Genomic DNA, 25,516 nt, shown 5'->3' on the forward strand with positions numbered 1-25,516 from the left:
CAGGGGCGCACGATAGCGTAACTTTCATCATAGACAGGTATCTGCAATCGGCAGGCAACATGAAACACGAAATCCCATCCGACTATCCTGGTAATCCATATCCGAGTGGTATGGGCGGCGCTCAACCGAAGTTTGTGGCGCGAAAAATAGGCGACAGGTTTGTTGTTGGCCTCACAGAGGAAGAGCGTCAGGAGCGTTACGCCATTTGCCTGGACTTGATGCAGCAGCTTGTGCCGTACGGGCAACGCAAACGTGAAGAAAATCCAATGTGGTCGACATCTCAGATTCTTCGACGGATACATGATGGGGTGCTCTCGCTTGAAACAGGGCTCACGCATCCGGAGATTGTTTGGCTCGTTTCGAGCGTGGCTCGAAAGCTCGATTGGCCACCGGAATGGATTTGACCCGTTTCAATAAACGCCGGATAAGGTCGAATACGCAGAATACTGGGACGAAGTTTTCACATGACCTTCTCAGTTTTCCATTGGATGCGCCGCCGCCTCCGGGTAGAGTTTTGGAAATAGCAAGTTCAGGGCGTCGAGCGGGAAGCCAATGCCGACATCACCTGTCGGGCTGTCGCTGACCAGCAGGCCGTCCTTGATGAGTTGCGAAAGAACCTTCCGAGCGATTCTCTCATCCAGGCCCGTCATCTGCGCGAATTCACCGCGCGATACCGGTCCAGCTACGAAACATGGTGTAGCTGCAAATTGGCCTCCTGGCGGTAGTCAGGAGGCTTGGTACTGTTGCTGCGCACGAGAATGAGGTCGGCGACAAGCGCCTTGGGGCGTGGATCTCGTGCTCACGCCCCATTTTTTTCAGCACTTCTCTTGCTTTGGTTCAGTCTGAGGGTCGGCAGGGATTCATGTAAAAAACCGCAGAAACAAACCTAACTCATTGTCAGAGTTGAACATTTAGCTTGCGCTGGTATCATGAAATTGACAACTCTTTGCGTTTGTCGTAACATACGGACATTGCTTCGATTCGGGAGGTCAACATGAGTATTCATACGTTTTCTAGCCGCGACTTCACACGTGACGTGTCAGCGGCCAAGCGTGCGGCTGTGGATGGCCCTGTGTTTATTACCGACCGTGGGCGTCCTGCATTTGCGCTGCTAAAAATCGACGACTACTACCGCATCGCCGGGCAAAGCAAGCCTTCGCTCCTCGATGTCATGGATGGCATCCCTGGTGGGGACGCTATCGATTTCGACCCGCCTCGACTCAATCTCCAGATCCAAGGCGCATCGTTTGATTGAGGGCGCTTAATGTTCGTACTGGATACCAACGTCATTTCCGAGCTGCGCCATGGCAAACCCCATCAATCTGCCGAGGTGCGGGCCTGGGCCGCAGGGCAGCCGAGCAGCAGGCTTTTCCTGTCGGCCATCACCATCCTTGAGTTGGAAATGGGCATCCTGGCACTGGAGCGACGCACGCCACCTCAGGGGAGCGCGCTGCGCAGCTGGCTTTCTGGAGTGCGGGAAGCATTCGCTGGACAGATTTTGCCATTCACCGACATCACCGCTACGGTGTGTGCTTCACTGCATGTGCCTAACCCACGCTCAGAGCGTGATGCGATGATCGCTGCAACGGCGATTGAGCACAGCTTTACGGTCGTGACACGCAACGTGTCAGATTTTGCCGATACGGGCGTAGCGCTCGTGAACCCTTGGACTGTGTAAGAGATGGCAATCGTACCGTGGTATGTAATATGAAAGTACATACCGTCGGCGCCTCAGCAAAACCGGTGAATTTTGGTTTGTTACATTGGATAATGGTGGATTATCGAATGTGAGTTGGTTGAGTTCACAAAAAACCAAGCATGGGCAAGGACTTAAGCTTGTTTCTGCGGTTTTTTACATGAATCCCTGCCGACCCTCAGTCTCGAGCTGGATGTTCGCGTTGCCACCCATTCTGCATTTGTTTTGAATTCTATTACCTTGATCTGGGCTGAAAAAAATAGAGTTTGAAACAGAAAAACTACAGCGTCTTTCTGATGACGCCGTCTGGATCAAAGGTGGGGCTGAGTTGTAGTGTGACGCAAGGGCTTCCTGACTTTTATAAGCTTCGCAGTTACATGGAGTAGTGTTCGAAACAGACGTCTTCGCTTTTCGGCGCGAGCCTATCTCGTCTTTCTTGGCACTTGTGCTTGCCAATTTGTCGCGTGAAAATGCGGGCAGGAGACCAGGAGCGTACCGTCTGCTGTCGCTCTTGGATTCAACCGGTCGATGCAACAAGTTGACTGAATCGTTCAGCGGGCGTTTCGTAGTTTAGAGTTTTCCTTGGGCGTTCGTTCAGTTTTCTCGCCACTACATTTAGCTGTGCCTGTGAGTAATCGGAAAGATCGATCCCTTTGGGGAAATACTGCCGCAATAGTCCGTTCGTATTTTCATTGCTCCCACGCTGCCAAGGACTCTGGGGATCACAGAAGTCGACACTGATGTCTGTGGCCAATGTGAAACGCTTGTGGTCAGCAATCTCATGACCCCGATCCCATGTCAACGACTTGTAGAGCTCCTGGGTCTCATCCAAGCACCTATTCGTGGCTCACTGCATTTGATGGATACAGGCTTACTGGTCGAAGTCATGCCCGACTTCAGGCGCCACCCATACAGAGGTACTTGGTGTCCACATACCCCTCGATGCCATGCATTGACCCTTCGCGGCCCATGCCCGACTGTTTGACGCCGCCGAACGGGGCCACCGCCGTGGAAATCACCCCCGAGTTGATACCGACCATGCCGTACTGCAGTGCGCCGCTGACGCGCCAGACGCGCCCGACGTCCCGCGAGTAAAAATAGGCGGCGAGGCCAAACTCCGTGTCGTTGGCCATCTGGATCGCTTCGGCCTCGCTCTTGAAGCGGAACAACGGGGCGACTGGGCCGAAAATTTCTTCCCTGGCCATGCGCATGTCAGGTGTGATGTCCGCCAGAATGGTGGGCTCATAAAAGGTTCGTCCGAGCGCATGGCGTTTGCCGCCTGTCACCACGCGGGCGCCCTTGGACGTGGCATCGGCGACTAGTTCTTCCACCTTGGCCACCGATGGTTCATCAATCAGCGGGCCCTGATCGACGCCTTCTTCCAGGCCATTGCCGACCTTCAGCGCCGCGACGGCCCGGCCCAGTTTTTCTGCAAAAGCGTCATAGACGCCGTCCTGCACCAGCAAGCGGTTGGCGCAGACGCAGGTCTGTCCGGTGTTGCGGTATTTCGAGGCCATGGCACCGATCACGGCCTCGTCAAGATCCGCGTCGTCAAACACGATGAAGGGTGCGTTGCCGCCCAGTTCCAGCGACATTTTCTTGAGCGTGGATGCGCATTGCGCGGCCAGCACGCGGCCGACTTCGGTTGAGCCGGTGAAGGTCAGCTTGCGCACCACCGGGCTGGCCGTGAGTTCGCCGCCGATCGGGCGCGCATCGCCGGTGATGACGCTGAATACACCGGCAGGCACGCCGGCACGCGCTGCCAATTCGGCCATGGCCAGCGCCGAGAGCGGCGTTTGCGTGGCCGGCTTGACGATGATGGTGCAGCCCGCGGCCAGGGCCGGCGCCACCTTGCGCGTGATCATGGCGGCGGGGAAGTTCCACGGCGTGATAGCCGCGCAGACGCCGACCGGCTCACGCGTCACGATGATGCGCTTGTCCGGCCAGGGTGAGGGGATCACCTCGCCATAGATGCGGCGTGCCTCTTCGGCAAACCACTCGATATACGACGCAGCGTAGGCAATCTCACCCCTGGCTTCGGCCAGTGGCTTGCCCTGCTCGCTGGTCATGAGCAGGGCCAGGTCGTCCTGGTGCTGCATCATGAGTTCGAACCAGCGGCGCAAAATACGCGCCCGCTCCTCCGCTGTTCGCTCCTTCCATGGTGCAAATGCCCGTTCGGCGGCAGCAATGGCCGTCTTCGTCTGAGCGGCGCCCGCGTTCGGGATGGTGCCGATCAGCGCACCGGTGGCGGGGTTACGCACCTCGAGGGTCGCGCCGTTGTCGGCATCGACCCACTGGCCGTCGATGTAACACCTGGCCTTGAGTAGGCCGGGGTCTGTGAGTGCAAGTGCGTGCATGGTGTTGTCGGATGAAAGAGGTTGGACGGAGGGTAGGGAAATCGCAGGGGGTCAATCGATCTTCAGGCCGATTTCCTTGATCAACTTGCCCCAGCGTTCACGCTCGGCCTTGGCGAAGGTGTTCATTTGCTCGGGCGTTCCGGGCATGGCCTCAACGCCCAGCGCCTGGAATCGGGCCTTGACCGGCGTGGAATTCAACGCGGCCTGCAGTGCGTTGTTCAAGCGCTGGATTTCGGCGGGCGGCGTGGACGAGTGAACCGACAGGCCCTGCCAGGCGAAAGCTTCGAAGTCCTTGAGGCCCTGCTCCATCAGCGTTGGCACCTCGGGTAACGTATCCATGCGCTTGGCGCTGGCCACGCCAATGGCACGCAGGTTGCCGCCGACAATATTCGGCATGCCGCCTGCCGACTCGACGAACATGAAGGGGACTTGACCCCCCATGATGTCCTGGATGGCGGGCGTGACGCCACGATAAGGCACATGCGTCATATTCAGCCCGGTTCTCTGGCGCAACAGTTCCATGGCCAGGTGGTGCGGCGCGCCGGCACCGGGCGAGGCATAGTTGGCACCGCCCGGCTGTGCCTTGGCCCAGGCGACGAACTCCTTGAAGTTCTTGACCGGCAGTTTGGGTGACACCACCAGGATCAGCGGAAAGCGCACCAGCATGCCAACCGAAGACAGGTCCCGGTCTGCGTTGTAAGACAGCTTGCTGTAAAGCCACGGATTGGTGGCCAGCACGGCATAGTCGCCGGTCAGGAGAAGGTTGGCTGGGGTGGAGGACCGCGCCACATAGTCAGCAGCGATGTTGTGTGCCGCGCCCGGCTTGTTGACCACCACGATGGTCTGGTTCAGCGTCTTGCCCATTTGGTCTGCAACCGTACGCGCAACAATATCGGTGCCGCCCCCGGCCGACATACCGACCACCCATTCGAGCGGACGCTTGTCTTGCGCCATGGCGGTCAAGGACAGGCCGCTCAGGGCCACTGCGGCGGTGCACAGGGCAGCGCGACGGGACAGGTTAAATCTGGACATGGGGTGTCTCCTTACAAACTGATAGTTAAAAAGTCGGCCGGGTGGCTGACGCTGCGGGAAATGAAATCGAAGGCGGTTTCGGTGGATGTCACCAGAGCCCACCAGGGTTAATAGGGATTTCCAGCGGCTGCAGGGGCAGCCGGCGCCTGCGCCGGCTTTGTGCCAAAGCTGCGCGCCAGCTCGGTGGCAGCGCGCACCAGCAGCGTGGTATCGACCCCGACGGCCACAAACAAGGCGCCGGCGTCCAGGTAGGTCTGGGCGAGCTGACGGTCCGCCATCAGAATGCCGGCGGCCTTGCCGGCGGCACGCACCGTGGCAATGCCCTCCAGGATGGCGCGCTGAACTTCGGGGTGGCTGGCCTGACCGCGGTAGCCCATGGAGGCGGACAAGTCCGCCGGGCCAAAGAACACGCCATCGACACCCGGCGTCGCAGCGATGGCCGACAGGTTTTTCATCGCCAGCGGCGTTTCTGCCTGGACCAGCAGACACATCTCGTCGTTGGCCCGGTTCAGGTAATCCTCCACCTGGTTCCAGCGTGACGCGCGCGCCAGCGCGGCGCCCATGCCCCGGATGCCCTCGGGCGGGTAGCGCATGGCGCGCACCATGAGCGCCGCCTGCTCTGGGGTGTCGATCATCGGGATCAGCAGGGTTTGTGCGCCCACATCAAGGTACTGTTTGACCAGTGCCACATCGCCCTGCACCGGGCGCACCACGGGATGCACGGGATAGGGGGCGACAGCACGGAGCTGCTCGAGCACGGTGCGAACGTCATTGGGTGCATGCTCGCCGTCGAGCAGCAGCCAGTCAAAGCCGCAGCCGGCCAGTGCTTCAGCGGCATTCGCATCGGCCAGGCCGACCCACAGGCCGATCTGAGGCCGGCCAGCGCGCAGCGCATCACGGAAGGTGTTGAGGGGGAGTTGAATCATTGGTTGTGAGTGCTTAAGAAGCAGGATTGAGACCTCGGCTTTGCGCCATCAGCCGAACCAGGCCTAGCAGCGCGCCGATGTTGGGTGTGGCCAGGCCCAGGTGTTGACCAATCTCGTACACGGCGCCGACGAGGGCATCTATTTCCAGTGTTCGGCCGGCTTCCACGTCCTGCAGCATGGAGGTCTTGAAGGCGCCCAGCTTGCGCGTGACGGCGTGGCGGTCCTCAGCGCTCTGATCAACCTTGCAGCCGATGCGCGCGCCGATGGCCTGCGTTTCGCTCATCACCGCGTTGCAGAAGCCGCGCACCAAAGGATCGTCGAGGATGCGGTCGCAGGTGGCGCCGGTGATGGCCGAGACCGGGTTCATCGTCATGTTGCCCCAGAGCTTGAACCAGATGTCGCGCTGGATACGCTCGGACACGGTGACCCGGAAACCGGCACCGTCCAGAAGCGCCGCGAGCGATGCGACACGCCCGCTAGGGCCTCCGGCAGGCTCACCGATGATCAGGCCGTTGCCCATGACATGTCGTACCTGGCCCGGTGCTGGCGCGGTACTGCTGATGTGGACCACGCAGCCGATCACCTGGTTCGACGGGATCGCTGCTGCAATCACGCCTTCCGGGTCCACCGAGTGCAGTGCCAGGCCGGCACATTCGCCGGGCAGGCCGTCGAAGAACCACCAGGGTAGCCCGTTCATTGCTAGCAAAACCTGGGTGTGCGGCCCCATCAATGCGCGCACCGCCGGCGCGACCGTGGCCAGCGCTGGTCCCTTGACAGCCACCACGACCAAGTCCTGCGGGCCCAGCGCCGCGGCGTCGTCACTGACCTGGATCGGCACCTGCACGGTGCCGGCCGCATCGCTCAAGGTCAGGCCTTGCTCACGCAATGCGCGCAAGGTCTCGCCACGCGCCAGCGCGGCGAGTTGTATTTGGCCGACGGGCAGACGAGAGCCCAGCCAGCCAGCGAACAGCCCACCAATCGCACCCGCGCCGACGATGGCGACTTTGGTCTTCGGAGTTGAAGTCATAGGGGTTCAGGCGCGGTAGCTCGGATCGACCCGGTCGATCAAGCGCTGCAGAGCGGCGAATGAGTCTTCTCCCGCACCGAATTTGGGGTTGAAGTTCAGCGAGTCCCTAACGCAGCTTTCCAGCACCGGCACCGGAATGGCGCGCAACGGGCCCAGCGCCTGTGAGGCCAGCTGCACTTCACACGCCCGGTTGACCAGCCACATCAGCGAGAAGGCCTGTGCCAGCGTGTGACCGATTACCACCGGGCCGTGGTTGCGCAACAGCAGCACAGGCTTGTTGTCGGCACTGGCGAGGATGCGCCGACCCTCGTCCAGATGGACGGTGATGCCCTCGAAGTCGTGGTAGGCCACCTTGCCCCATAGTTGCGCGGCGTAGAAGTTGGTGAAGGACAAACCTTCTTCCAGGCAGCACACGGCCAGGGTCGGCGTGGTGTGAACATGCATCACACAGTGCGCATCGGGCAGGGTGGAATGGATGGCGCCGTGGAAGGTGAAGCCGGCCGGATTGATAGGCCAGTCGCTGTGGCCCACGATTTTTCCGTTCACGTCGACCTTCACCAGGTTGGACGCCGTGACCTCGCGGTAGTGCAGGCCAAAGGGGTTGAGTAGGAAGTGAGCGTCCTCGCCGGGGACGCGCAGCGAGATGTGGTTGTAGATCAGCTCGGCCCAGCCGAGGTGATCAAAGATACGGTAGGCGGCGGCGAGCTGAACGCGCGCCTCCCACTCCTCGGGAGAAAACCGGGTGGGGCGAATGAAGGCTTGGCTCATGTTGTGTCTCCTCACAATAAGTTTTCAGGCGAAGCGGAACGAGATCGAACCCAGCGGGCCATAGTCGGCGTGAAAGCTGTCACCCGGCGCGGCAGGGGTCGGGCGCGTGAACGAGCCCGCCAGAACGACATCACCCGCATTGAGCTGCTCGTCATAGGGCGCGATCTTGTTGGCCAGCCAGGCCACGCCCGTGGCCGGGTGATTCAGCACCGCGGCGGCCAGGCCGGTTTCCTCGATCACACCGTTTTTGTGCAGCAGTGCGCCGACCCAGCGCAAATCCACGTCCAGCGGCCGCACCGGCCGGCCGCCCAGCACGATGCCGGCGTTGGCGGCGAAGTCGGAGATGGTGTCGAAGACCTTGCGCATCGCCTTGGTCTCACGGTCGAACTGCTCGATGCGCGAGTCAATGATCTCGATGGCAGGCACCACATAGTCGGTGGCTGAGAGCACGTCGAACAGCGTGACGCCGGGGCCTTTCAGGGGCTTTCCCAAGATGAAAGCCAGCTCCACCTCGACGCGCGGCGCGATAAAGCGCGAGAAGGGAATGTCGCCGCCGGCATCAAAGAACATGTCGTCCATCAACGGCGCATAGTCGGGCTCGGTGATCTGGCTAGACAGCTGCATCGCGCGCGAGGTCAGACCGATCTTGCGGCCCTTGATGGTGCGACCGTCGGCCAGCTCCAGCTTGACCCATTCACGCTGGATGGCGTAGCCGTCTTCAATCGTCATCTCGGGGTATTGCATGGAGAAGTGGCGCAGCTGGGTGCGCGTCTTGCGCGCCTCCTGGAGCTGGCGCGCCAGGGCGCTAAGGATGTCTTGTGAAAGCATGGTGTCAGCCGTTTGCCGGCTTTTGAAACAAGGGGTGGAGGGAACTGTGCTTGGCGTCAAACACCTCGGGACCTTCATCGATCTGCAAGGTGATGCCAATGTGGCGCGACGCCAGCAGCGCAGCGAAATGAGCCTGGGCCGTCGTCTCCAGCGCCCGGCCCACGGACAGATGAGTGGCGGCACTGCGGCCACGCCCCATGCGCAGGTTCAGGTAGACGAAGGCATAGTCGCCGCTGCCGCCTGCGGCCTGCCCGGCCGCTCCGCCATCGGCTACCGCGTAATGCGCCGCCGGGTAAGCCAGCACGCGCACGCCACCGGTGGGGAAAACCGGCTTGCCAGCCTCGTCCACCTGGGCGCACATGGTGCTCGCCAACGCACGGCACAGCGCCGTCAGGTCGCTGCCGCCCCGGTCGGCGGGTTGATCAAGATTAGGCGTGTACAAAATCACCAGATGGGGCATGGCGCAGGCTCCGGATCAAAGGCGGCTGAAGGACTGGTACCCGTTGGCCGAAGACGCCTGGGCTGCGGGGATGGCACGGCCCGTTTGGGGCGTGACCGGGAAAATGGCGTTGATCTGCCCCGTGCCTGACGCGCCGAAATAGGGCGTCACCACTTCGGCCTGGCCGTCGTACTCCGACCAACCCAACGCGCCCATGAGCATGGCGGTGTCGTGCATAAAGCCTTCGCCATGGCCTTTGGCCGCATACTCTGGCAGCATGTCGCAGAAGGTCTTCCAGTCGCCCGACTGCCACATTTCAACGACGCGGTGGTCCAGCGTTTCCAGGAAGGGGCTCCAGATTTTTTCGGCAAACTGAGGCGCCAGGCCGTTTTGCGCAAAGCGGTGGCTCAAGCTACCGCTCGCCAGGAAGGCCACGGTGCCGTCGTAATGCTCTTCCACCGCCCGCCGCATGGCCCAGCCCAGACGGGCGCTGTCGTTGAGGTAGTGCACCTGGCACAGGGCCGAAACCGACACCACCTTGAAATGCTGGTCGGCATTCATGTAGCGCATGGGCACCAGGGTGCCGTACTCGGGCGCCAGCGTGGTGGCCGGGTGGGCCAGTGTTTCCACACCGTGCTCGTTACAGGCCTTGGCCAGCAGCAGGCCGAGTTCCGGGTTGCCCGGAAACTCGTAGTCCATGTTGCTGATGAAGTGCGGCAGCTCGTTGCTGGTGTAGGTGCCCTTGAAGTGCGGCGCGCAGTTGATGTGGTAGTTGGCGTTGACCAACCAATGCGTGTCGAACACCACAATGGTGTCCACGCCGAGCTCACGGCAGCGGCGGTCAATTTCAAGGTGGCCATCAATGGCGGCCTGGCGAAACCCTTTTTGCGGTCCCTCCAGTTCACTCACATACATGGAGGGCACGTGGGTGATTTTGGCCGCGAGTGCGAGTTTTCCCATTTTTTTTCCAGTCTTCTCAGTTATCCAGTTGGATGTTGGCCTTGCGGGCGATCTCGGCGTACTTGTCGATCTCGCTGCGAATGAAGTCAGCAAACTGCCCCGGTGTGCCCGACTGCGAGGCAATGCCTCCCTGTGCGAAGGCCTGCATGACCGCAGGACTGCCCAGCGCCTTGTTGACTTCCGCGTTCATGCGCTGCACCACGGCGTCTAGCGTGCCGGCGGGGGCCAGCAGTCCGTTCCAGGAGTTGGATTCGAGCAGCGTTCCTTGCTCGGCCAGGGTCGGGATGTCGGGGGCGTAGCCCGAGCGCTTGGCCGTGGCCATGCCCAGTGCCACCAGCTTGCCCGACTGCACGTGGCTGCGAAATTCCGGCCAGTTGCCGAACATCACGCTGACCTGCCCGCCCAGCAGGTCGGCAAGCGCCGGTCCCTGTCCCTTGTACGGCACATGGATCAGGTCCACGCCGAGCCGCTGCTTGAGCAACTCGCCCGACAGGTGCGCGGAAGTGCCGTTGCCGAACGAGGCATAGCTCAACTGACCAGGGCGGCGCCGGGCCTGCTCGCGCAGATCGGACAGCGTGCGCAGGCCGCTGCCCGGATGGGTGGCCAGCACATGCTCGGACATGCCCATGAGCGCCACCGGCCGCAAGTCACCCAAGGTGCTGTACGGCAGCCGCTTGACCAGGGTCTGGTTGGCCGTGAAGCTGTTGGCAACCGTCACGAAGCTGTAGCCGTCGGGCGCGGACTTGGCGGCCGCGTCCACACCGATCACGGTGCCGGCGCCGGGCTTGTTTTCCACGACCACAGGCTGGCCCAGGGACTTGGCCAACTCGATCGCCACCAAGCGCGTCACGAAGTCGGTGGTTCCGCCGGGCGTAAAGGGCACGACGACCCGCAGCTGCTTGGCGGGCCAGGCGCTTTGGGCGCTGGCCAGCCAGGGCGCCCCGGCCAGCGCAGCAACGGCGCCCAGCAGGGCGCGGCGAGGCAATGCAGTCATGAGCTTGTCTCCTTCGTTGGGTGAGCACGGGCCTAGGATTCGGCGGTGAAACCGATCGCCTTCACGATCGGGCCCCACTTTTCGGTGTCGGCCTTGAGCATGGCGGCCAGTTCCGCCGGACTGGACGATCGGACTTCTAGGCCCATGACGGCCAGACCCTCGACCACCTCCTTGTTGGCCAGGGCGGTGCGAATGGCGGCATTGGCTCTTGACACCATGTCCACGGACGCTTTGCCCGGGAGGTAGAAGCCAAACCACTCACCGAAGACCAGGTCCTTGAGCCCTTGTTCCACCAAGGTACTGGTGCCGGGGACGAATTTATTGCGGCTGGCCCCCGAGGTGGCCAGCAGGCGGACCTTGCCACCGCTCAAATGCGGCAAGAACTCGCCCACTGGTGCCGACACGGCGGCGATCTGCCCACCCAGCAGGTCCAGGATGGCGGGCTGCGAACCGCGGAAACCCACATGCTGCATGTTGACCTTGCCGGCCCGGCCGATCAGCTCGCCGACAAAATGCGGAACGGACCCCGGCGCTGGCGAGCCGAAGTTGGCGTTGCTGGGATGGGCTTTGCACCACTCCAGAAATTCAGGGACGGTCTTGACCGACACCGGCACTTGGGGGCCCACGGCGAACCCCATGTCGAACACGACACCCAGCGATACCGGCGTCAAGTCAAGCATCGGGTCGTACGGCAACTTTTTGTAGGTGTGCGGGTAGATGCCCAGCATCGACATCGGCGTCGCCAGCAAGGTGGCGCCGTCCGGCGCCGAAGCTTTTAGCGCCGAAATGGCGATCTGCCCGCCCGCACCGGTGCGGGTGTCGACGACTGTGGCCTTGGCGTAGCTGCCGTTCAGCTGGGTGGCGACACGGCGGGCGAGCGTGTCCAAGGTGCCACCGGCCGCGAAGCCCGACAGGATTTTCGCGGTTTCAATGGCTTGCGCCCGGCTGATCAGGGGCAGGCTGCCAGCAGCGGCGGCCAGGGCGATGTGCAACAGTTCGCGGCGAGAAGTTTTCATGGGTTGTCTCCTGTGTAATTGTTCGGCAATGGGGCAACGCAGGCTGCGGTTCAGACACCCCAGCGCGGGATGTGGTGGCTGCCCATCGACACCGCAATATTCTTCGGTTCAAGGAATACCTCGTAGCTCCAGGTGCCGCCCTCGCGTCCAGTCCCGCTGCCCTTGGTTCCGCCAAAGGGCTGGCGCAGGTCGCGCACGTTCTGGCTGTTGACGAAGCACATGCCGGCCTCAATGCCCGCCGCCACACGGTGCGCCTTGCCAATGTTTTCGGTCCAGACGTAGCTCGACAGGCCGTACTGGATGTCGTTGGACAGGCGGATTGCTTCGGCTTCGTCTTCAAACGGGATCAGGCAGGCCACCGGGCCGAAAATTTCTTCCTGCGCAATCCGCATGCGGTTATCCACGTCGGCAAAGACGGTAGGCAGAACGAAGTTGCCCTTTTGCAGATGGGCCGGCAGGTCCGGCGCGGCCAGTCCGCCACACAGCAGCGTCGCGCCCTCCTTGGGGCCGAGTTCGATATAGCTGCGTACCTTGGCCAGGTGGGCCTGGCTGATCATCGGGCCGACGATGGTCTTTTCGTCGAGCGGGTCGCCGACCACAATGCGTCGGGCGCGCGCGGCAAACTTCTGCGCAAAGTCCGCATAAATGGATTTCTGCACCAGGATGCGCGAGCCGGCGGTGCAGCGCTCGCCGTTGTTGGAGAAGATCATGAAAATGGCGGCGTCGAGTGCGCGATCCTGGTCGGCATCGGCAAAGACCACGAACGGGCTCTTGCCACCGAGCTCCATGCTGAACTTCTTCAGGCCGGCCGCCTGCACGATGCGGTTACCCGTCGCCGTGGAGCCGGTGAACGAAATGGCGCGCACGTCGGGGTGGGTGCACAGGGGTTCGCCCGCTTCGTTGCCGTAGCCATGCACCACATTCAAAACGCCGGCCGGAATACCGGCTTCGAGCGCTAGTTCGCCCAGGCGCGCTGCCGTCATGGGGGACAACTCACTCATCTTGAGCACGGCGGTGTTGCCGAAAGCGAGCGCAGGGGCCACCTTCCAGGTCGCCGTCATGAAGGGCACGTTCCAGGGCGAGACCAGGGCACAGACGCCCACCGGGTGGAACAGCGTGTAGTTCAGGTGCGTAGGCGTCGGGTAGGTGTGGCCATCAACGCGGGTGCACATCTCGGCGAAATAGTAGAAGTTGTCGGCGGCGCGCGGGATCAGTGCCTTGCCGGTCTGGCCTATGACCTGGCCGGTGTCCTTGGTTTCGGTCTGTGCCAGCTCGGGCACCTCTTTGGCGATCAGGTCGCCGAGCTTGCGAAGCAGCTTGGCGCGCTCGGTGGATGGCAGGCCGGCCCAGGCCGGGAAAGCGTCCTTGGCCGCAGCGACTGCCGCGTTGACTTCGGCTGTACCGCCACTGGCCACCTCGGCCAGCACTTCCTGGGTCGCTGGGTTGACAGTCTCGAAATAGTCCGTGCTTTCGACGGATTTTCCGCCAATCAGATGGTTAATGCGCATGAAATGGGTCTCCAGAAATAGAGGGTTGTGTGTTCAGCGGCCAAAGGCCTCGTCGCCGACGATGGTGTTGACGAGCCGGCCGATGCCGTCGATCTCGGTCACGACTTCGTCGCCCACGTTGACGTTCACCACGCCTTCCGGCGTGCCAGTCAGGATGACATCGCCCGCGCGCAGCGTCATGAAGCTGCTCAGGTACTCGATCAGCTCCGGGATGTCGTTGACCATGTTGCCGGTGTGACCCTGCTGCGTCACCTGGCCATTGACCAGGGTGCGCAGCTTCAGGTCGTGCGGGTTCGGCACATCTTCGGCATCGACGAACCAGGGACCGAGCACGGTGCAGGTGTCGCGGTTTTTCACGCGCAGGTTCGGCCGATACCAGTTCTCCAGGTAGTCGCGAACCGCATAGTCGTTGCACACCGTGTAGCCGGCCACATGCTGCAGGGCGTCGGCTTTTTTCACCTGGTGGGCCGTCCGGCCAATGACCACGGCCAACTCGCATTCGTAGTGCATGAAGGTCGCGTCGGCCGGGCGGCGGGTCTGGCCGTTGTGGCCGATCAAGGCCCCCGGCCCCTTGAGGAACACCAGTGGTTCGTCCTTCGCGGTGATGGTCAACTCCCCGGACAGCTCCTTCAGGTGGTCGGCATAGTTCAGGCCGAGCGCGATGATGGTGCCGACTTCGAACGGCGGCAGCCAGACGACGGCGTCTTGCGCCAGCACACGGCCGTCCGCGAGGCGGATCTGTTCGCCATGAGGCGTCGCCTCGTGAATGGCGCCTGCGTAGGCAACTCTGGCCTTTTTCATTGCGAAGCTCCTTCGTTCACGAATCGGTTATCGAGCTGGCCCACGCCCTCGATCTCAATGCGAACCTGTTGCCCGGCGCGCACGCGCGGGGCGCCGGCGGAGACGCCCAGCATGAGCACATCGCCGGGTGAGAGGGTCATGAATTCGCTGACGTCGGCCAGCAGGCGGGCCACCGTGCGCCGGCGCTCGCCGGTGGTGGTGCTGTGAACCAAGGCGCCATCCATATAGACCCGCACCGCTAAGGTGTCGGGATTGGCAATCTCGCTGCAGGGCACCACCGCGGGTCCGACCGGGCAAAAGCCGTCGCGCGCTTTGAGGCGTATCGACGGCCGATAAAACACGTCGTGCGGCACGCTGATGTCGCTCACGATGGTGTAACCGGCCACATAGTCCAACGCCTGCTCTTCAGTCACACGGCAGGCTGTTCGGCCGATGACGATACCCAGGGAGGCTCCGATCTCCAGCTCGGGCGCGTCCACCGGCACGCTGACGGCATCGCCGTGACCGATCAGCGTATTGCGCGGCTTGACATAAAGTACCGGCGCCTTGGCTGGGGCCTTGTAGGGCGGCTGCCGGGCGGCTGCGTCCAGCGCGGCGATCGCCGGCTGATGATTAAGCAGGGTGCCGTACACGACGCCGGACAGCCGGTAGGGCGCGACATCGAATTCCAGATGAGAGGGGGCAGTGTTCATGATTGAGTACATTGCTAATATGTGAGTAGTTTATTTGCTAACATGTGAGTAAGTCAACGGCTCGACAACTTTTTTTCTCCGGGTTTGTACGCAGAAGCTGCGTCTCAACGCGTTTCGAGGATGATTCACGCTTATGGATTCAAATTCACTGGACCTTGTCCACCGCAACCTGCCACTGCTGTTTTTACAGGCACGTGAGAGCATCTTTGCCCGATTTCGGCCCATCCTCAATGCCGCAGGCGTCACGGAGCAGCAATGGCGTGTGATACGCGCCTTGCTCGACCATGGCCCCTTGGAGCCACGCCAGATTGGCGAAATTTGCCGTTTGTCGAGCCCAAGTCTGGCAGGCATGCTGGCGCGCATGGCCGACCTTGGTCTGGTGCTGCGCGAGCGCCTGGAGAATGATCAGCGTAGGGTGAAGGTTTCGGTGACCGTGAAGGGGCAGGCCTTGGCTGCGAAGTTGGCGCCCACGATTGAGGCGACTTACCGCGAGCTCGAGAAGCAGATTGGCGCCGAATTCATCGAACGCCTTTACACCACATTGGATGAGGTGATCGCCAAGCTAGGCGCATCCTCCAGCGACGAGGACACAGGCTGGTAGCCACCGGGCAGGCGCTGCTGTGTACGTCTAAAACGACTTCCGGTGGGACTGGCAGCACGCTTGGTCAGTGTGGGACTGCAGCCCTCTTTCCGCCGAGATATTGCTCATTCGCGGCGTGTGCGTCATGAACGACCTTTGACAGGAAATCAATTGGATTGCCGGTAAGCCGACACTGTCGATTCCCATTTAACTCTATACCGATGATCCATATAGATCAATAACTTAGCGGCCCCTTACTCAGCCAGCTCTGAATTGCTGTTTCACCTAACTCTGAATTTTTCGGTATTTCGTTCATTTAACTTTGAATTTTCCTGGGATGAAGATCGCCCCAAGTGCCAAGTGCCAAGTGCCAAGTGCCAAGTGCCAAGTGCCAAGTGCCAAGTGCCAAGTGCATGATGCCGAAGCTCACCGGCACATTGATCTTGACCAGCCCGCTGGCTTGCGCAGAACTGGCCGTGATCTCGGATTCGGCCTCTTCCAATTCGCTCAGCAGCGCTTTGCACCGGACGTGGAAGGCACGCCCTTCTTCGGTGAGTGAGAGTTTGCGTGTGGTCCGGTGCAAGAGGCGCACGCCCAGCGGCTCTTCCAGGTCCGCTACATAGCGGGACACCGCGGCCTTGGAGATGTCCAGCGCCTGCGCCGCCCGCACAAAGCTGCCGGCATCCACCACCGCGGCAAAGGTTTGCATTTCCAGAAACTTATCCATTTGTCTCATTTTTAGGAACGATTAATTCCATTAAGTCATATTTATCTTTAATTAAGAAACAAATAAAGTTCAACCCATGCCTTGAGCGCAAGCAGTCGATTGCCGGGAAGGCCACCTTAAATCTTTGAAAGGACATCGTATGAAAGTTCTCGTTATTGGTGCCGGCAACATGGGCTCCGGCTTTGTCAAACAACTCTCTGCCGCTGGCCACATCGTGAGCGTTACCGCTCGTGATGCCACCAAAGCTGCTTCCACAGCCTCTCCGTACGCCAACGCCAAGGCAGTCCCTGCCGCCGGTGCTGCCGAAGGCCAGGATGTGGTGATTCTGGCCACGGGCTACGGCGATGCCGTCTCAGCGCTGCAATCCGTTGGCAACCTGCAAAGCAAAGTGGTGGTGGACATCACCAACCCGCTGACCGCCGACTACATGGGCTTGACCCTGGGTCACAGCACTTCGGCCTCGGAAGAAATTGCCAAGGCTGTTCCCGGTGCGCAAGTGGTCAAGGCCTTCAACACTGTGCTCGCGCAGGTGCTGGGTCAGGGCGCTGTATTGGCCGACGGCAGCAAGGTCACCGTGTTCGTTGCCGGTGACAACGAAGCCGCCAAGACGACCGTGAAAGCACTGGCCGAGAGCCTGGGCTTTGCTACAGCCGATGCCGGTGGTCTGAAGAACGCGCGCTACCTGGAACCCGTGGCCGGACTGAACATCTACTTCGCCTATGGCGCAGGACGTGGCACCGCCATCGCTCCGGCATGGCAGGGTTTTCAGTGAGCCCTGATGCACTGCAACACGATCCAGTCAGATCAACAATGACTGTCGTCGATGTCACCGTGCTGGAAATGCGCGGCAACACCAGCCTGGTGCAACGTGTGGCTGGTGCGCAAACGCTGCTCCTCAGGGAATTCCCACTGGGCGTCGACTCGCTGGTGCGGCAAAGCTTCAGGCATGAACTGCCGCGGCCCATCGAACTCGAACATGCTATTGAACTGACGGAAGAAGCGGTGATGCCGCTGGCGGCCCAGTTTGCAGGCAGCTCCGGGCTCATCCTGCAAGGCCTGGGCGCATCCCTGATCGCCCACAGCCTGAAGACCGGTGGCATCGCGCAGACTGCGCTCACCCTGGATGAGGTGGAGGCGCTGTTCAACCGATTGGTGTCGGTCAGCCAAGGCCGACCGGCAAGCCAGGAAACCCTGCCGACGGATGCCCGCTTCTTCGCTGCCATGTTGATGCTGCGGGAATTTATGCACCACCTGAGCTTTGCGCAAGTCACGCTTGAACCGGTGAAGGAGTAGTCATCTTGGAACTCGGTATTTACACCTTCGGCGACCTGAGTGCCGGTGCACGCGGTCCGCAGGCAACCCAGCAGCGCCTCAAGGAAATTGTGGCTGCCGCTAGGCTGACCGATGAAGCGGTGCGAGACCTACCTCGGTCATAGACATCTATGTGCGGTCGCGGGAGATGCCGTCAAGCGCGAGCAGATGGCGGTTTTCTTCGCGAACCTGCTACCTGGTCTCATGAGCATGTAGCTCCTCTTGGCGGAGACCGCTGCATGGGGCATACTGAATATCCAAAGTCTGGAGGTTCTCCATGAACTCGCTCGTCCAAGCGCTGCCGGGCCGCAGCGACACCCTGTTGGCGGAACTTGAAACCATCTACAAGGACCTTCACCAGCACCCGGAGCTGTCGATGCAGGAGGTCCGAACCGCCAAGGTCGCGGCAGACTACATTGAGGCGTTAGGTTTCGAAGTTACACGTGAGGTGGGTATCACAGGTGTCGTTGGGGTACTCCGCAATGGCGAGGGCCCCACGGTGATGCTCCGCGCAGATATGGACGCGCTGCCTATGGCCGAAAACACCGGCTTACCTTATGCCAGCACGGTCAAATCCAAAGATGAAGATGGCGTCGAAGTCGACGTTGCTCATTCTTGCGGGCATGACATGCATGTGACATGGCTGATGGGTGCTTCTCGCGTTCTTGCCGAGCACCGTGACGCCTGGAAAGGCACGGCCATGGTGGTCTTTCAACCGGGCGAAGAGATTGGGCGCGGTGCCAGCAGCATGGTTGACGACTGGGACGCTGAACGCTTTCCCAAGCCAGACATTATTTTGGGCCAGCACGTCATGGTGGGGTCTAGCGGCACGGTCGGCTACCGCCCGGGGGTTATTTTGTCAGCAGGAGACAGCCTGAAGATCAGGCTGTTCGGGCGCGGCTCGCACGGTTCACAGCCGCAAACTTCCATTGACCCGGTTATCATGGCCGCTTCCACGACGCTGCGCCTGCAGACCATCGTCTCGCGTGAAATTTCGCCGATGGATAACGCCGTGCTTACCATTGGTTCGCTGCAAGCGGGTACCAAAGAAAACATCATCCCCGACGAAGCCACCCTCAAGCTGAATGTGCGCACCTTCGACGAGGACGTGCGCGAGTACATGCTGGCATCCATCAAGCGAATCTGCTGCGCAGAGAGCGATGCGTCCAATGCCGAGCGACCACCGGAGTTCACCACGCTCAGCCAATACCCGCTGACCGAGAACGATGCCGCTGCCACGCATCAGGTTTCCGATGCCTTCAAGGCCCAGTTTGGCGACAAGGCCTACGAAGCGGCACCCGCCTCGGCCAGTGAAGACTTCAGCGTCTTCGGCCGGACCTGGAATGTGCCTTACGTCTTTTGGTTCGTCGGAGGGACCGACCCTGGCATATATGCACAAGCCAAGGCGGCCAAACAAGTCAACAAGATACCAAGCAATCATTCGCCCAAGTTCGCACCGGTGATTCACCCAACGCTGGAAACGGGCCTGCACGCCATGCTGACGGCTACCTCGGCCTGGCTCGGCCCTTCGCCGCAGGCATGATGGAACACAACCTCTTTGTATTGGTCGACTTGCTGGGAACCTTCGCGTTTGCAGTCAGCGGTGCTCTCGCCGCCGAGCAAAGAAGGCTCGACCTGTTTGGCGTCCTGGCCATTAGCTACCTGACAGCTTGTGGCGGCGGATTTGTTCGAGACCTGTGCCTTGGCTCGCTACCGCCGGTCGCGATTTCTGATTGGCGCTACCTCGCGACTGCGGCGTTAGCCGCCGGGATGGCCATCTGGGCACGTCCCATCATTGAGCACCTCAAGCAGCCCATTGTTTTCTTTGACGCGCTTGGGTTGGGCTTCTTCGCCGTCATTGGCGCGCACAAGGCGCTGCTGTTTGGCCACAACGTCGAGGTGGCCATCATTCTCGGCATGGTGACCGCAGTCGGCGGTGGCGTGGCAAGAGACGTAATGCTCAACCGCGTGCCCATCATCCTGGAGAAAGAAATTTACGCGGTTGCGGCGTTAGTTGGATCCGCCACCCAAGTGCTTGGACAACTCATGGAGTGGAGCCTCGCTGTCACGCCGTGGTTAGGGGCTTTGGTTTGCGTTGCAATCCGCCTGCTCTCGCTGCGCTATTCATGGCGCCTTCCAGTGGTCCGGAGGCGTGACGTAGCAGAATAGCGAGCGCCTTCTTAGTCCGCTTGCTGATTGCCACGGGCACACGTGCCAGCCGCGCGGTTCCCAGACCGCCACGACCGACCGCAGACTGGCAATTCAACCATAAAAATTCGACGTCCCGAAAGCTGCCGATGGCGAATGCCCGCAAACGCTGCAACCCGGTTCATCAACTTGTGGCGGTGATGGGTTGCAAGAGACTGGGAGCCGGCCTTCAAGCGAGAACTGTGACCGGCTGCATCGGGCCCAAACCAGCCGATCAACGGGTTTCGCTTGAGCGTCCGCAATGCAGCTTGGATTCAACCGGTCGATTCAGCCAACTTGTTGCATCGACCGGTTGAATCCAAGAGCGGTTGCTGCCGGTCGCGAATGTCAGCTTACCGGTAGCTTTGCTCTTGATCACAATGAACGCTGATACCCCAGCATAGAGAGTCTCAATTTTCCGTCAATAGCAAATGGTGCAGCACGAAAACTTGACAAACCAATAAGAAAGCCACCAAGGTTGCGCATGCGGAAGAAGAGGCGTGGTGGTTGTTGCGGTTGTTTCCCGAGATCAAATTCACTTCGGCGATTGCTTGCGATGTGCTTGATCGCGCCAATCGCGCCGAATGTACCAGTTTGCCGAGGTGCGTGCGGTGATCGACTCCAGGGTGTAGGGGCCGCTGCCGAAATGCAAACTGACCGTTCCAGGGGCCTGAGGCTTTCAGGGGGTGCTTCAATCGAACTGCAAGCCACCGTTGAGATCAAGCACCTCGCCGGTGATGAAACCGCTGAGTGGGTGCGCCAGGAAGAGCACGCTGTGCGCGAGTTCTTCCAATTCGCAGAAACGGCCGACGGGTATTTGTTTGCGCAGCTCGGCCTGGCGTTCGGCGCTGACCTGCTCGGTCAGCATCTGTGTCTTGACGAAGGTCGGGGCCAGCGCATTGCAGGTCACGCCGAAGGGCGCGAATTCGCGGGCAAAGCTGAAGGTCAGCGAGATGACCCCGCCCTTGCTGGCGGCATAGGCGGGCAGGGGCGACAGCCCGCCGGTCTTGGCACCGTAGGAGGAGATGTTGACGATGCGGCCGAAACCGCGCGCTTTCATGCCTGGCGCCACGCGCTGGCTGACATAAAAAACGCCGTCCAGGTTGATGCGCAAGGTCTTGTGCCAGAGCTCGGGCGTCGTTTGCTCGCAATTGGCGTACTGCAAGAATCCGGCGTTGTTGACGCAGACGTCGATGCGGCCGAAGTGCGCCTCGATCAGGTCGCAGGCGGCATACACCGCGCCATGGTCGCTCACGTCCATGGTGAAGCAGGCCAGGCGGTCGCCGTGCGTGGCCGACAGGCCGGCCACCTGGTCGGTGCGCAGGTCGGTGGCCGCCACGCGGTAGCCGGCCTCCAGCAGCGCGCGCACGGTGGCCAGGCCCATGCCGGCATTGGCGCCGGTGACAAGGGCGACCTGGTCTTGGATGAGGGGGGTGTTAGGTTTCATAAGTGCTCGGTTGATGTGGATGAATTGAAAGAGTGAAGGCTGGTCTGTGATGTCCGGCCAGCTCAGCGTGAAGTGGTCTCGGCCGCCCGCAGTTGCGACAGCGCAGCGGCCACGCCCACGGACTGGATGCGTTCCAGCCAGAAGTTCAGGCGCGAGGTCCATTGCGGGTTGGCGGGCAGGGCGTCGCCCCAGACCGAGGGCAGCGCCAGCAGGGCTTGCACCGTGCCGGCGGCATCGCCGCGATGCTGCTGCGCCAGGGCTTGCAGCGTCTCGCCCAGCGGGTCGGAAATCGCATAGGCCTGGCCCTGCTCGTCTTCGGCCAGCAGGTAGCGCAGCCAGACAGCGCTGGCAAAGGCCAGCGGCTCGACCGCTTGGCCGGATGCCAGCCGCGCCTGGACCGTGCCCAGCCAGCGCAAGGGAATCTTCAGTGAGCTGTCGGACGCGATCTGGTGCACCTTGTGGCGCAGGTCGGGGTTGGCGAAGCGCGCCAGCAGGGCATCGCGGTAGGCCGGCAGATCCGGGCGCCGTAGCTGCGGCATCATTACGCCGGTCATCAGTTGATGCACAAACCAGTGGATGTCGGGCTGGGCCACGCAGTCGGCAACCGTGGGCAGGCCCATCACCGCGCCCATCAGCGCGATGGCGGTGTGGCTGCCGTTGAGCATGCAGAGCTTGGCCTGCTCGAAGGGCAGCACATCGTCCACCACGGTCACTCCCGCTGATGCGAGGGCAGCGGCATCCAGCGGGTCGGCAAAGTCGCGCTCTATCACCCACTCCCAAAAGCTTTCCGTGCCCAGCGCGCAGGCGTCGTCCAGGCCGGTGACTGCGGCGGCGTCGGTGCGGTGCAGCGGCGTGGCCGCCGGCACGATGCGGTCCACCATGCTGTTGGGGAAGGTGCAGCGCGCGCTGATCCAGGCGGCCAGGGCGGCGTCCTTGTGTTGTGCGGCGTCCAGGCACAACTGGCGCAGCTTGTGTCCGTTGCCGCTCAGGTTGTCGCAGGAAGCCAGGGTCAAGCCGCCCAGTCCGGCGGCATGTCGTGCAGCAAGTCCCTTCACCAGCAGCGCGGCCAGCTCGGGGCCATAGGCTTTTTCGGTCACGGTCAGCGTGATCCAGCGCGTGGACGGCGCGGCGATGGCGTCTATCACCAGCTGCGGTTCACGCGCCGCCACGCAGGTTTTCTGCACGGCGCCGACGATCTGCCAGCGCCGGCCCGCCGCGCTAGCCACCTGCACCGTATAGAGGCCGTCTTGCGGCTCCAGCGCATCGGCCAGCGCGGTGCTGCGCATGGCCACGCCCAACACGCTCCAGCGCGCATCGCCTTGGGCCAGCAGGGTGTCAAACACCATCGCCTGGTGCGCGCGGTGAAAGGCCCCCAGACCCAAATGCACGACTCCCGCCGCTGCCCGCTGGCGCTCGTAGCGGGGCAGTTGCAGTCGGGTTTCATGGCCTCGCGTGGAGGCTTTGAGCTCGTCGAGAGAGGCTTGGGAAAATGCGTGCATAAGGTCCGGGTGCTCAAGGAAAAAGAGCTTGATTGAACATCTGGACAGACCACTCCACCAATAGTGGTAAACCACTATGCGCATATTTGGCTTACCACTTTATATTTGGTCCAACCACTTTAGGCAGACATGGCACTTCACCTCATTTCTCCCAACGACGATGCGCAGGCACCCAAGGCGGGCTCGGATCGCTCCTACCAGCGCCTGGCCGCGCAAATGCTGGCGCTGATCGTGCAAGGGGAGTTCAAGCTTGGCGAACGCCTGCCGTCGGAGCGCGCCCTCGCAGAGCGCTTTGATGTGAGCCGCACCTCGGTGCGCGAAGCCATGATCGCACTGGAGCTGCAGGGCGTGGTCGAGGTGCGCGGTGGCTCGGGCATTTACGTTACGCAAACCAGCGCTTCCGTGGCGACCCCCTCATATATGCCGGAAACCGGGCCGGGCCCGTTTGAACTGCTGCGCGCCCGTTGTCTGATCGAGTCGGAAATCGCCTCGGTGGCAGCCGAGACGCGCAAGGACGGCGATCTTGACCGGATCTTCAGCGCCCTGTCCGACATGCGCGAGCACATCGATGACAAGGACGCCAACGAGGAGGCTGATTGCCTGTTTCACCTGCGCATCGCGGAATCCACCGGGAACAGCGTACTGCTGCAAATGGTCACCGCCATGTGGGCGCAGGCCAGGGGCCCGGTCTGGACCAAGATCGAGCACCACTTTCATACCCCCGAACTGCGCCTGGCCTCGCATGCCGATCACCAGCGCATTTTCAAGGCTCTGTTGGCACGCGACCCGGTCGCGGCGCGGGCCGCCATGCGCGCGCACCTGGAGCGCGTTATCAGTGAGTTTGCCCAGGCTTGGCGCTAACGCGCGTTTTCTTTCAACCATAAATCAAAAGAGACATGACCATGCACCTTCGACTCCCCGGATTTCGGCCCAGTGTGGCCGGCTTGTTGTTCGGCCTGAGCGCGGCGGCCTTTGCCCAGACACCGCCCGCCGCAGGCGTCAGCCCGCGCATTGACGCGATCAAGAAGGCGGGCGTGTTGCGCGCGGCCGTGCTGTCGAACCCGCCTTGGCTGCTCCAGAACACCTCCGGTTCCGGTGATGCCTGGTCCGGCCCGGCATGGTCGCTGGCGAACGAGGTGGCCAAGCAACTCGGCGTCAAGCTGCAAGCCGTTCCTGTCTCGCACGAGACCAAGGTGCCGGTGCTCGCGTCGAATCAGGCGGACATGACGATCTCGCCGCTCTCGGTCACACCCGAACGCCTGAACGTGGTGGACTTTGTGACCTACTCACGCACCGCGCTGTGCGTGTTTGGCCGCGCCGATAACCCCAAGGTCGCCAATGCCAAGTCAATCGACGAGTTCAACAGCCCGGACATCACGGTCGCCTACTTCACCGGCGGCGGCGAAGAGAACTGGGTCAAAAAGCGCTTCCCCAAAGCCAAGCTTCGCGCCGTGTCCATTGCCGGCACGGCAGCACCGGTCGAGGAAATCATCGCCAAGCGTGCCGATGTGACGCCGATCAACCGCGTGCCATGGCAGGCGCTGAATCGCAAGGTCAAAGGCCTGAAGGCGCTACCCGATGGCAACAACTGCCAGGACTCGGTCGAGATGGCGGCGGATATCGGTCTGGCCATCGACAAGAACCAGCCAGCTTTTCTCAACTGGTTGCGCGAGGTTGAAAAAACCCTGGCACCCCGCCTGGCCAGCGAGGAAAAGCAAGTCATCGATAGCATGTAGTAAGACCGGCAGTCAACACGGCATCCCAGTTCACATTACGACAACAAGAGACATCACATGACAGCTTTTCCATCGATATTTCATGGCTGTAAGGCCATTGCCTTGGCCGCTACGCTGGCCGCCACGGCAGGCGCTGCCTTCGCCCAGACGCCGCCCGCACCCGGCGCCAGCCCGCGCATAGATGCCATCCGCAAGGCTGGCGTGCTGCGCGTGGGCGTCGTCAACAACCCGCCCTGGCTGGCACAGAACACCACTGGCGTGGGCGAGGACTGGTCGGGTCCGTCCTGGCTGCTGGGCAAGGAGTTTGCCAAGCTGCTGGGCGTGAAGATGGTGCCGGTGCCGGTCAGCCACGAAACCAAGGTGCCGGCGCTGATCGCCAACCAGATGGACATCATGATCGGCCCTCTGAACCAGAATGCCGAGCGCGCCAAGATCATCGACTTTGTGACCTTCTCCAGCACCAGCGTCTGCATGTTCGGACGCGCCGACAACCCGAAGTTCACCAATGCCAAGAAGGTGGAGGACTTCAACAAGCCGGAGATCACCATGGCCTACTTCTCGGGCGCCGGTGAAGAGCCCATGGTGCGCGAGCAGTTCTCCAAGGCCACGCTGCGCGGCGTGACCAACTCGGGCTCCGTCGCACCGATCGAGGAGGTGCTGGCCGGTCGCTCGGACGTGGCGCCGCTGAACCGCATGTTGTGGCCCAACATCCAGAAGAAGGTCAAGGGCCTGGCCGCCTTCCCCAAGGAAAACAACTGCCAGGACAGCAAGATTTTCGAGATTAAGGCCGGCATGGGCGTGAACAAGAACGAGCAGGTCTACCTGGACTGGCTGCGTGAAGTCGAAAAGCGCATGCAACCGGCGCTGGCCGCCGAAGAAGTGCGTATGACGCAGACGCTGAAGTAAGCCCAGGGGCGGCTCAGGCCTCCCATCCCTCCCGTAACGACCACGCGGCCTGCCTCAAAGGCAGCCTGCGTGGCCGCTG

General features: G+C 61.7%; 29 protein-coding genes and 1 pseudogene. 12 read left to right on the forward strand and 18 right to left on the reverse strand.

What is annotated here, in order from left to right:
• The first annotated feature begins 59 nt into the window (after window positions 1–59).
• Window positions 60–404 carry a hypothetical protein gene (locus tag BM160_RS17765; RefSeq protein WP_143093283.1) on the forward strand — a complete coding sequence of 115 codons (345 nt, stop codon included), beginning with the start codon at window positions 60–62 and terminating at the stop codon, window positions 402–404.
• A gap of 69 nt (window positions 405–473) precedes the next feature.
• On the opposite strand, the gene BM160_RS22675 is transcribed toward BM160_RS17765, so the two are convergent.
• On the reverse strand, window positions 474–650 hold the full coding sequence (locus BM160_RS22675; protein ID WP_177219060.1) for a hypothetical protein: 177 nt from the start codon (window positions 648–650) through the stop codon (window positions 474–476).
• A 344-nt stretch (window positions 651–994) separates the two neighbouring features.
• Here BM160_RS22675 and BM160_RS17770 point away from each other — a divergent pair, with 344 nt between their 5' ends.
• Window positions 995–1,255 (forward strand): type II toxin-antitoxin system Phd/YefM family antitoxin, encoded by a 261-nt coding sequence (locus BM160_RS17770; RefSeq protein ID WP_092007510.1) that lies wholly within the window; start codon window positions 995–997, stop codon window positions 1,253–1,255.
• Window positions 1,256–1,264: 9 nt separating this feature from the next.
• Window positions 1,265–1,678 carry a type II toxin-antitoxin system VapC family toxin gene (locus BM160_RS17775; protein WP_092007511.1) on the forward strand — a complete coding sequence of 138 codons (414 nt, stop codon included), beginning with the start codon at window positions 1,265–1,267 and terminating at the stop codon, window positions 1,676–1,678.
• A gap of 535 nt (window positions 1,679–2,213) precedes the next feature.
• On the opposite strand, the pseudogene BM160_RS17780 reads toward BM160_RS17775, so the two are convergent.
• The 14 genes and pseudogenes from BM160_RS17780 to BM160_RS17845 form a co-directional block, all read right to left on the reverse strand.
• Window positions 2,214–2,516 (reverse strand): annotated as a pseudogene (locus tag BM160_RS17780) (IS30 family transposase); the annotation flags it as partial.
• A gap of 76 nt (window positions 2,517–2,592) precedes the next feature.
• Window positions 2,593–4,053 carry an NAD-dependent succinate-semialdehyde dehydrogenase gene (locus tag BM160_RS17785; RefSeq protein WP_092007512.1) on the reverse strand — a complete coding sequence of 487 codons (1,461 nt, stop codon included), beginning with the start codon at window positions 4,051–4,053 and terminating at the stop codon, window positions 2,593–2,595.
• Window positions 4,054–4,104: 51 nt separating this feature from the next.
• Entirely contained in the window at window positions 4,105–5,085 is a 981-nt protein-coding gene (locus BM160_RS17790; RefSeq protein WP_092007513.1) for a Bug family tripartite tricarboxylate transporter substrate binding protein, read from the reverse strand.
• Window positions 5,086–5,192: 107 nt separating this feature from the next.
• Entirely contained in the window at window positions 5,193–6,011 is an 819-nt protein-coding gene (gene hpaI / locus BM160_RS17795) for a 4-hydroxy-2-oxoheptanedioate aldolase (protein WP_092007514.1), read from the reverse strand.
• Window positions 6,012–6,024: 13 nt separating this feature from the next.
• Window positions 6,025–7,038, reverse strand: a complete 1,014-nt coding sequence (locus BM160_RS17800) for a 2-dehydropantoate 2-reductase (protein WP_092007515.1) — start codon at window positions 7,036–7,038, stop codon at window positions 6,025–6,027.
• A 6-nt stretch (window positions 7,039–7,044) separates the two neighbouring features.
• Complete coding sequence (locus tag BM160_RS17805; RefSeq protein WP_092007516.1) at window positions 7,045–7,806, reverse strand: class II aldolase/adducin family protein; 762 nt, start codon at window positions 7,804–7,806, stop codon at window positions 7,045–7,047.
• 24 nt (window positions 7,807–7,830) lie between these two features.
• Complete coding sequence (hpaH, locus tag BM160_RS17810) at window positions 7,831–8,757, reverse strand: 2-oxo-hept-4-ene-1,7-dioate hydratase (RefSeq protein ID WP_369821803.1); 927 nt, start codon at window positions 8,755–8,757, stop codon at window positions 7,831–7,833.
• Window positions 8,639–9,094, reverse strand: a complete 456-nt coding sequence (locus tag BM160_RS17815; RefSeq protein ID WP_092007518.1) for a 5-carboxymethyl-2-hydroxymuconate isomerase — start codon at window positions 9,092–9,094, stop codon at window positions 8,639–8,641. Before BM160_RS17815 ends, hpaH begins: the two co-directional genes overlap by 119 nt.
• Before the next feature lie 15 nt (window positions 9,095–9,109).
• The gene (gene hpaD, locus BM160_RS17820; protein WP_092007519.1) at window positions 9,110–10,033 is read right to left on the reverse strand and encodes a 3,4-dihydroxyphenylacetate 2,3-dioxygenase; all 924 of its coding nucleotides are present in this window, start codon (window positions 10,031–10,033) and stop codon (window positions 9,110–9,112) included.
• Between the two features lie 16 nt (window positions 10,034–10,049).
• Complete coding sequence (locus BM160_RS17825) at window positions 10,050–11,018, reverse strand: tripartite tricarboxylate transporter substrate binding protein (protein WP_369821804.1); 969 nt, start codon at window positions 11,016–11,018, stop codon at window positions 10,050–10,052.
• Between the two features lie 41 nt (window positions 11,019–11,059).
• A complete protein-coding gene (locus BM160_RS17830) occupies window positions 11,060–12,043 on the reverse strand; it encodes a Bug family tripartite tricarboxylate transporter substrate binding protein (RefSeq protein WP_092007521.1) in 984 nt (327 codons plus the stop codon).
• Between the two features lie 50 nt (window positions 12,044–12,093).
• Window positions 12,094–13,551, reverse strand: coding sequence for a 5-carboxymethyl-2-hydroxymuconate semialdehyde dehydrogenase (hpaE, locus tag BM160_RS17835; protein WP_092007522.1), 1,458 nt, complete (start codon window positions 13,549–13,551; stop codon window positions 12,094–12,096).
• A 33-nt stretch (window positions 13,552–13,584) separates the two neighbouring features.
• A complete protein-coding gene (locus BM160_RS17840) occupies window positions 13,585–14,352 on the reverse strand; it encodes a fumarylacetoacetate hydrolase family protein (protein ID WP_092007523.1) in 768 nt (255 codons plus the stop codon).
• Window positions 14,349–15,044 (reverse strand): fumarylacetoacetate hydrolase family protein, encoded by a 696-nt coding sequence (locus BM160_RS17845; protein WP_092007524.1) that lies wholly within the window; start codon window positions 15,042–15,044, stop codon window positions 14,349–14,351. Before BM160_RS17845 ends, BM160_RS17840 begins: the two co-directional genes overlap by 4 nt.
• A gap of 133 nt (window positions 15,045–15,177) precedes the next feature.
• Here BM160_RS17845 and hpaR point away from each other — a divergent pair, with 133 nt between their 5' ends.
• Window positions 15,178–15,645 carry a homoprotocatechuate degradation operon regulator HpaR gene (gene hpaR, locus BM160_RS17850; RefSeq protein WP_092007525.1) on the forward strand — a complete coding sequence of 156 codons (468 nt, stop codon included), beginning with the start codon at window positions 15,178–15,180 and terminating at the stop codon, window positions 15,643–15,645.
• A gap of 295 nt (window positions 15,646–15,940) precedes the next feature.
• On the opposite strand, the gene BM160_RS17855 is transcribed toward hpaR, so the two are convergent.
• Entirely contained in the window at window positions 15,941–16,351 is a 411-nt protein-coding gene (locus BM160_RS17855) for a LysR family transcriptional regulator (protein ID WP_218156627.1), read from the reverse strand.
• Between the two features lie 139 nt (window positions 16,352–16,490).
• On the opposite strand from BM160_RS17855, the gene BM160_RS17860 reads away from it, so the two are divergent.
• The 5 genes from BM160_RS17860 (at window position 16,491) to BM160_RS17875 (ending at window position 19,831) form a co-directional block, all read left to right on the forward strand.
• A complete protein-coding gene (locus BM160_RS17860) occupies window positions 16,491–17,123 on the forward strand; it encodes an NADPH-dependent F420 reductase (protein ID WP_092007526.1) in 633 nt (210 codons plus the stop codon).
• 38 nt (window positions 17,124–17,161) lie between these two features.
• The gene (locus BM160_RS17865) at window positions 17,162–17,644 is read left to right on the forward strand and encodes a hypothetical protein (RefSeq protein ID WP_092007527.1); all 483 of its coding nucleotides are present in this window, start codon (window positions 17,162–17,164) and stop codon (window positions 17,642–17,644) included.
• Window positions 17,645–17,649: 5 nt separating this feature from the next.
• Window positions 17,650–17,787: a hypothetical protein gene (locus BM160_RS22680; protein ID WP_177219061.1), complete on the forward strand. Its 138-nt coding sequence runs from the start codon at window positions 17,650–17,652 to the stop codon at window positions 17,785–17,787.
• A gap of 152 nt (window positions 17,788–17,939) precedes the next feature.
• A complete protein-coding gene (locus BM160_RS17870) occupies window positions 17,940–19,205 on the forward strand; it encodes a M20 family metallopeptidase (protein ID WP_092007528.1) in 1,266 nt (421 codons plus the stop codon).
• On the forward strand, window positions 19,202–19,831 hold the full coding sequence (locus BM160_RS17875; RefSeq protein ID WP_177219062.1) for a trimeric intracellular cation channel family protein: 630 nt from the start codon (window positions 19,202–19,204) through the stop codon (window positions 19,829–19,831). Before BM160_RS17870 ends, BM160_RS17875 begins: the two co-directional genes overlap by 4 nt.
• 709 nt (window positions 19,832–20,540) lie before the next feature.
• Here BM160_RS17875 and BM160_RS17880 read toward each other — a convergent pair.
• Both BM160_RS17880 and BM160_RS17885 read right to left on the reverse strand, forming a co-directional pair.
• Window positions 20,541–21,296, reverse strand: coding sequence for an SDR family NAD(P)-dependent oxidoreductase (locus tag BM160_RS17880; RefSeq protein WP_092007529.1), 756 nt, complete (start codon window positions 21,294–21,296; stop codon window positions 20,541–20,543).
• 62 nt (window positions 21,297–21,358) lie between these two features.
• A complete protein-coding gene (locus BM160_RS17885; RefSeq protein ID WP_092007530.1) occupies window positions 21,359–22,795 on the reverse strand; it encodes a mannitol dehydrogenase family protein in 1,437 nt (478 codons plus the stop codon).
• 129 nt (window positions 22,796–22,924) lie between these two features.
• Here BM160_RS17885 and BM160_RS17890 point away from each other — a divergent pair, with 129 nt between their 5' ends.
• The 3 genes from BM160_RS17890 to BM160_RS17900 are packed head-to-tail and all read left to right on the forward strand — an operon-like array spanning window position 22,925 to window position 25,437.
• Window positions 22,925–23,656, forward strand: a complete 732-nt coding sequence (locus BM160_RS17890; RefSeq protein ID WP_092007531.1) for a FadR/GntR family transcriptional regulator — start codon at window positions 22,925–22,927, stop codon at window positions 23,654–23,656.
• A gap of 41 nt (window positions 23,657–23,697) precedes the next feature.
• Complete coding sequence (locus BM160_RS17895; protein ID WP_092007554.1) at window positions 23,698–24,531, forward strand: substrate-binding periplasmic protein; 834 nt, start codon at window positions 23,698–23,700, stop codon at window positions 24,529–24,531.
• 57 nt (window positions 24,532–24,588) lie between these two features.
• On the forward strand, window positions 24,589–25,437 hold the full coding sequence (locus BM160_RS17900; RefSeq protein WP_092007532.1) for a transporter substrate-binding domain-containing protein: 849 nt from the start codon (window positions 24,589–24,591) through the stop codon (window positions 25,435–25,437).
• Window positions 25,438–25,516 lie beyond the last annotated feature (79 nt).

Source organism: Polaromonas sp. OV174 (assembly GCF_900112285.1).
Classification (GTDB): domain Bacteria; phylum Pseudomonadota; class Gammaproteobacteria; order Burkholderiales; family Burkholderiaceae_C; genus Polaromonas.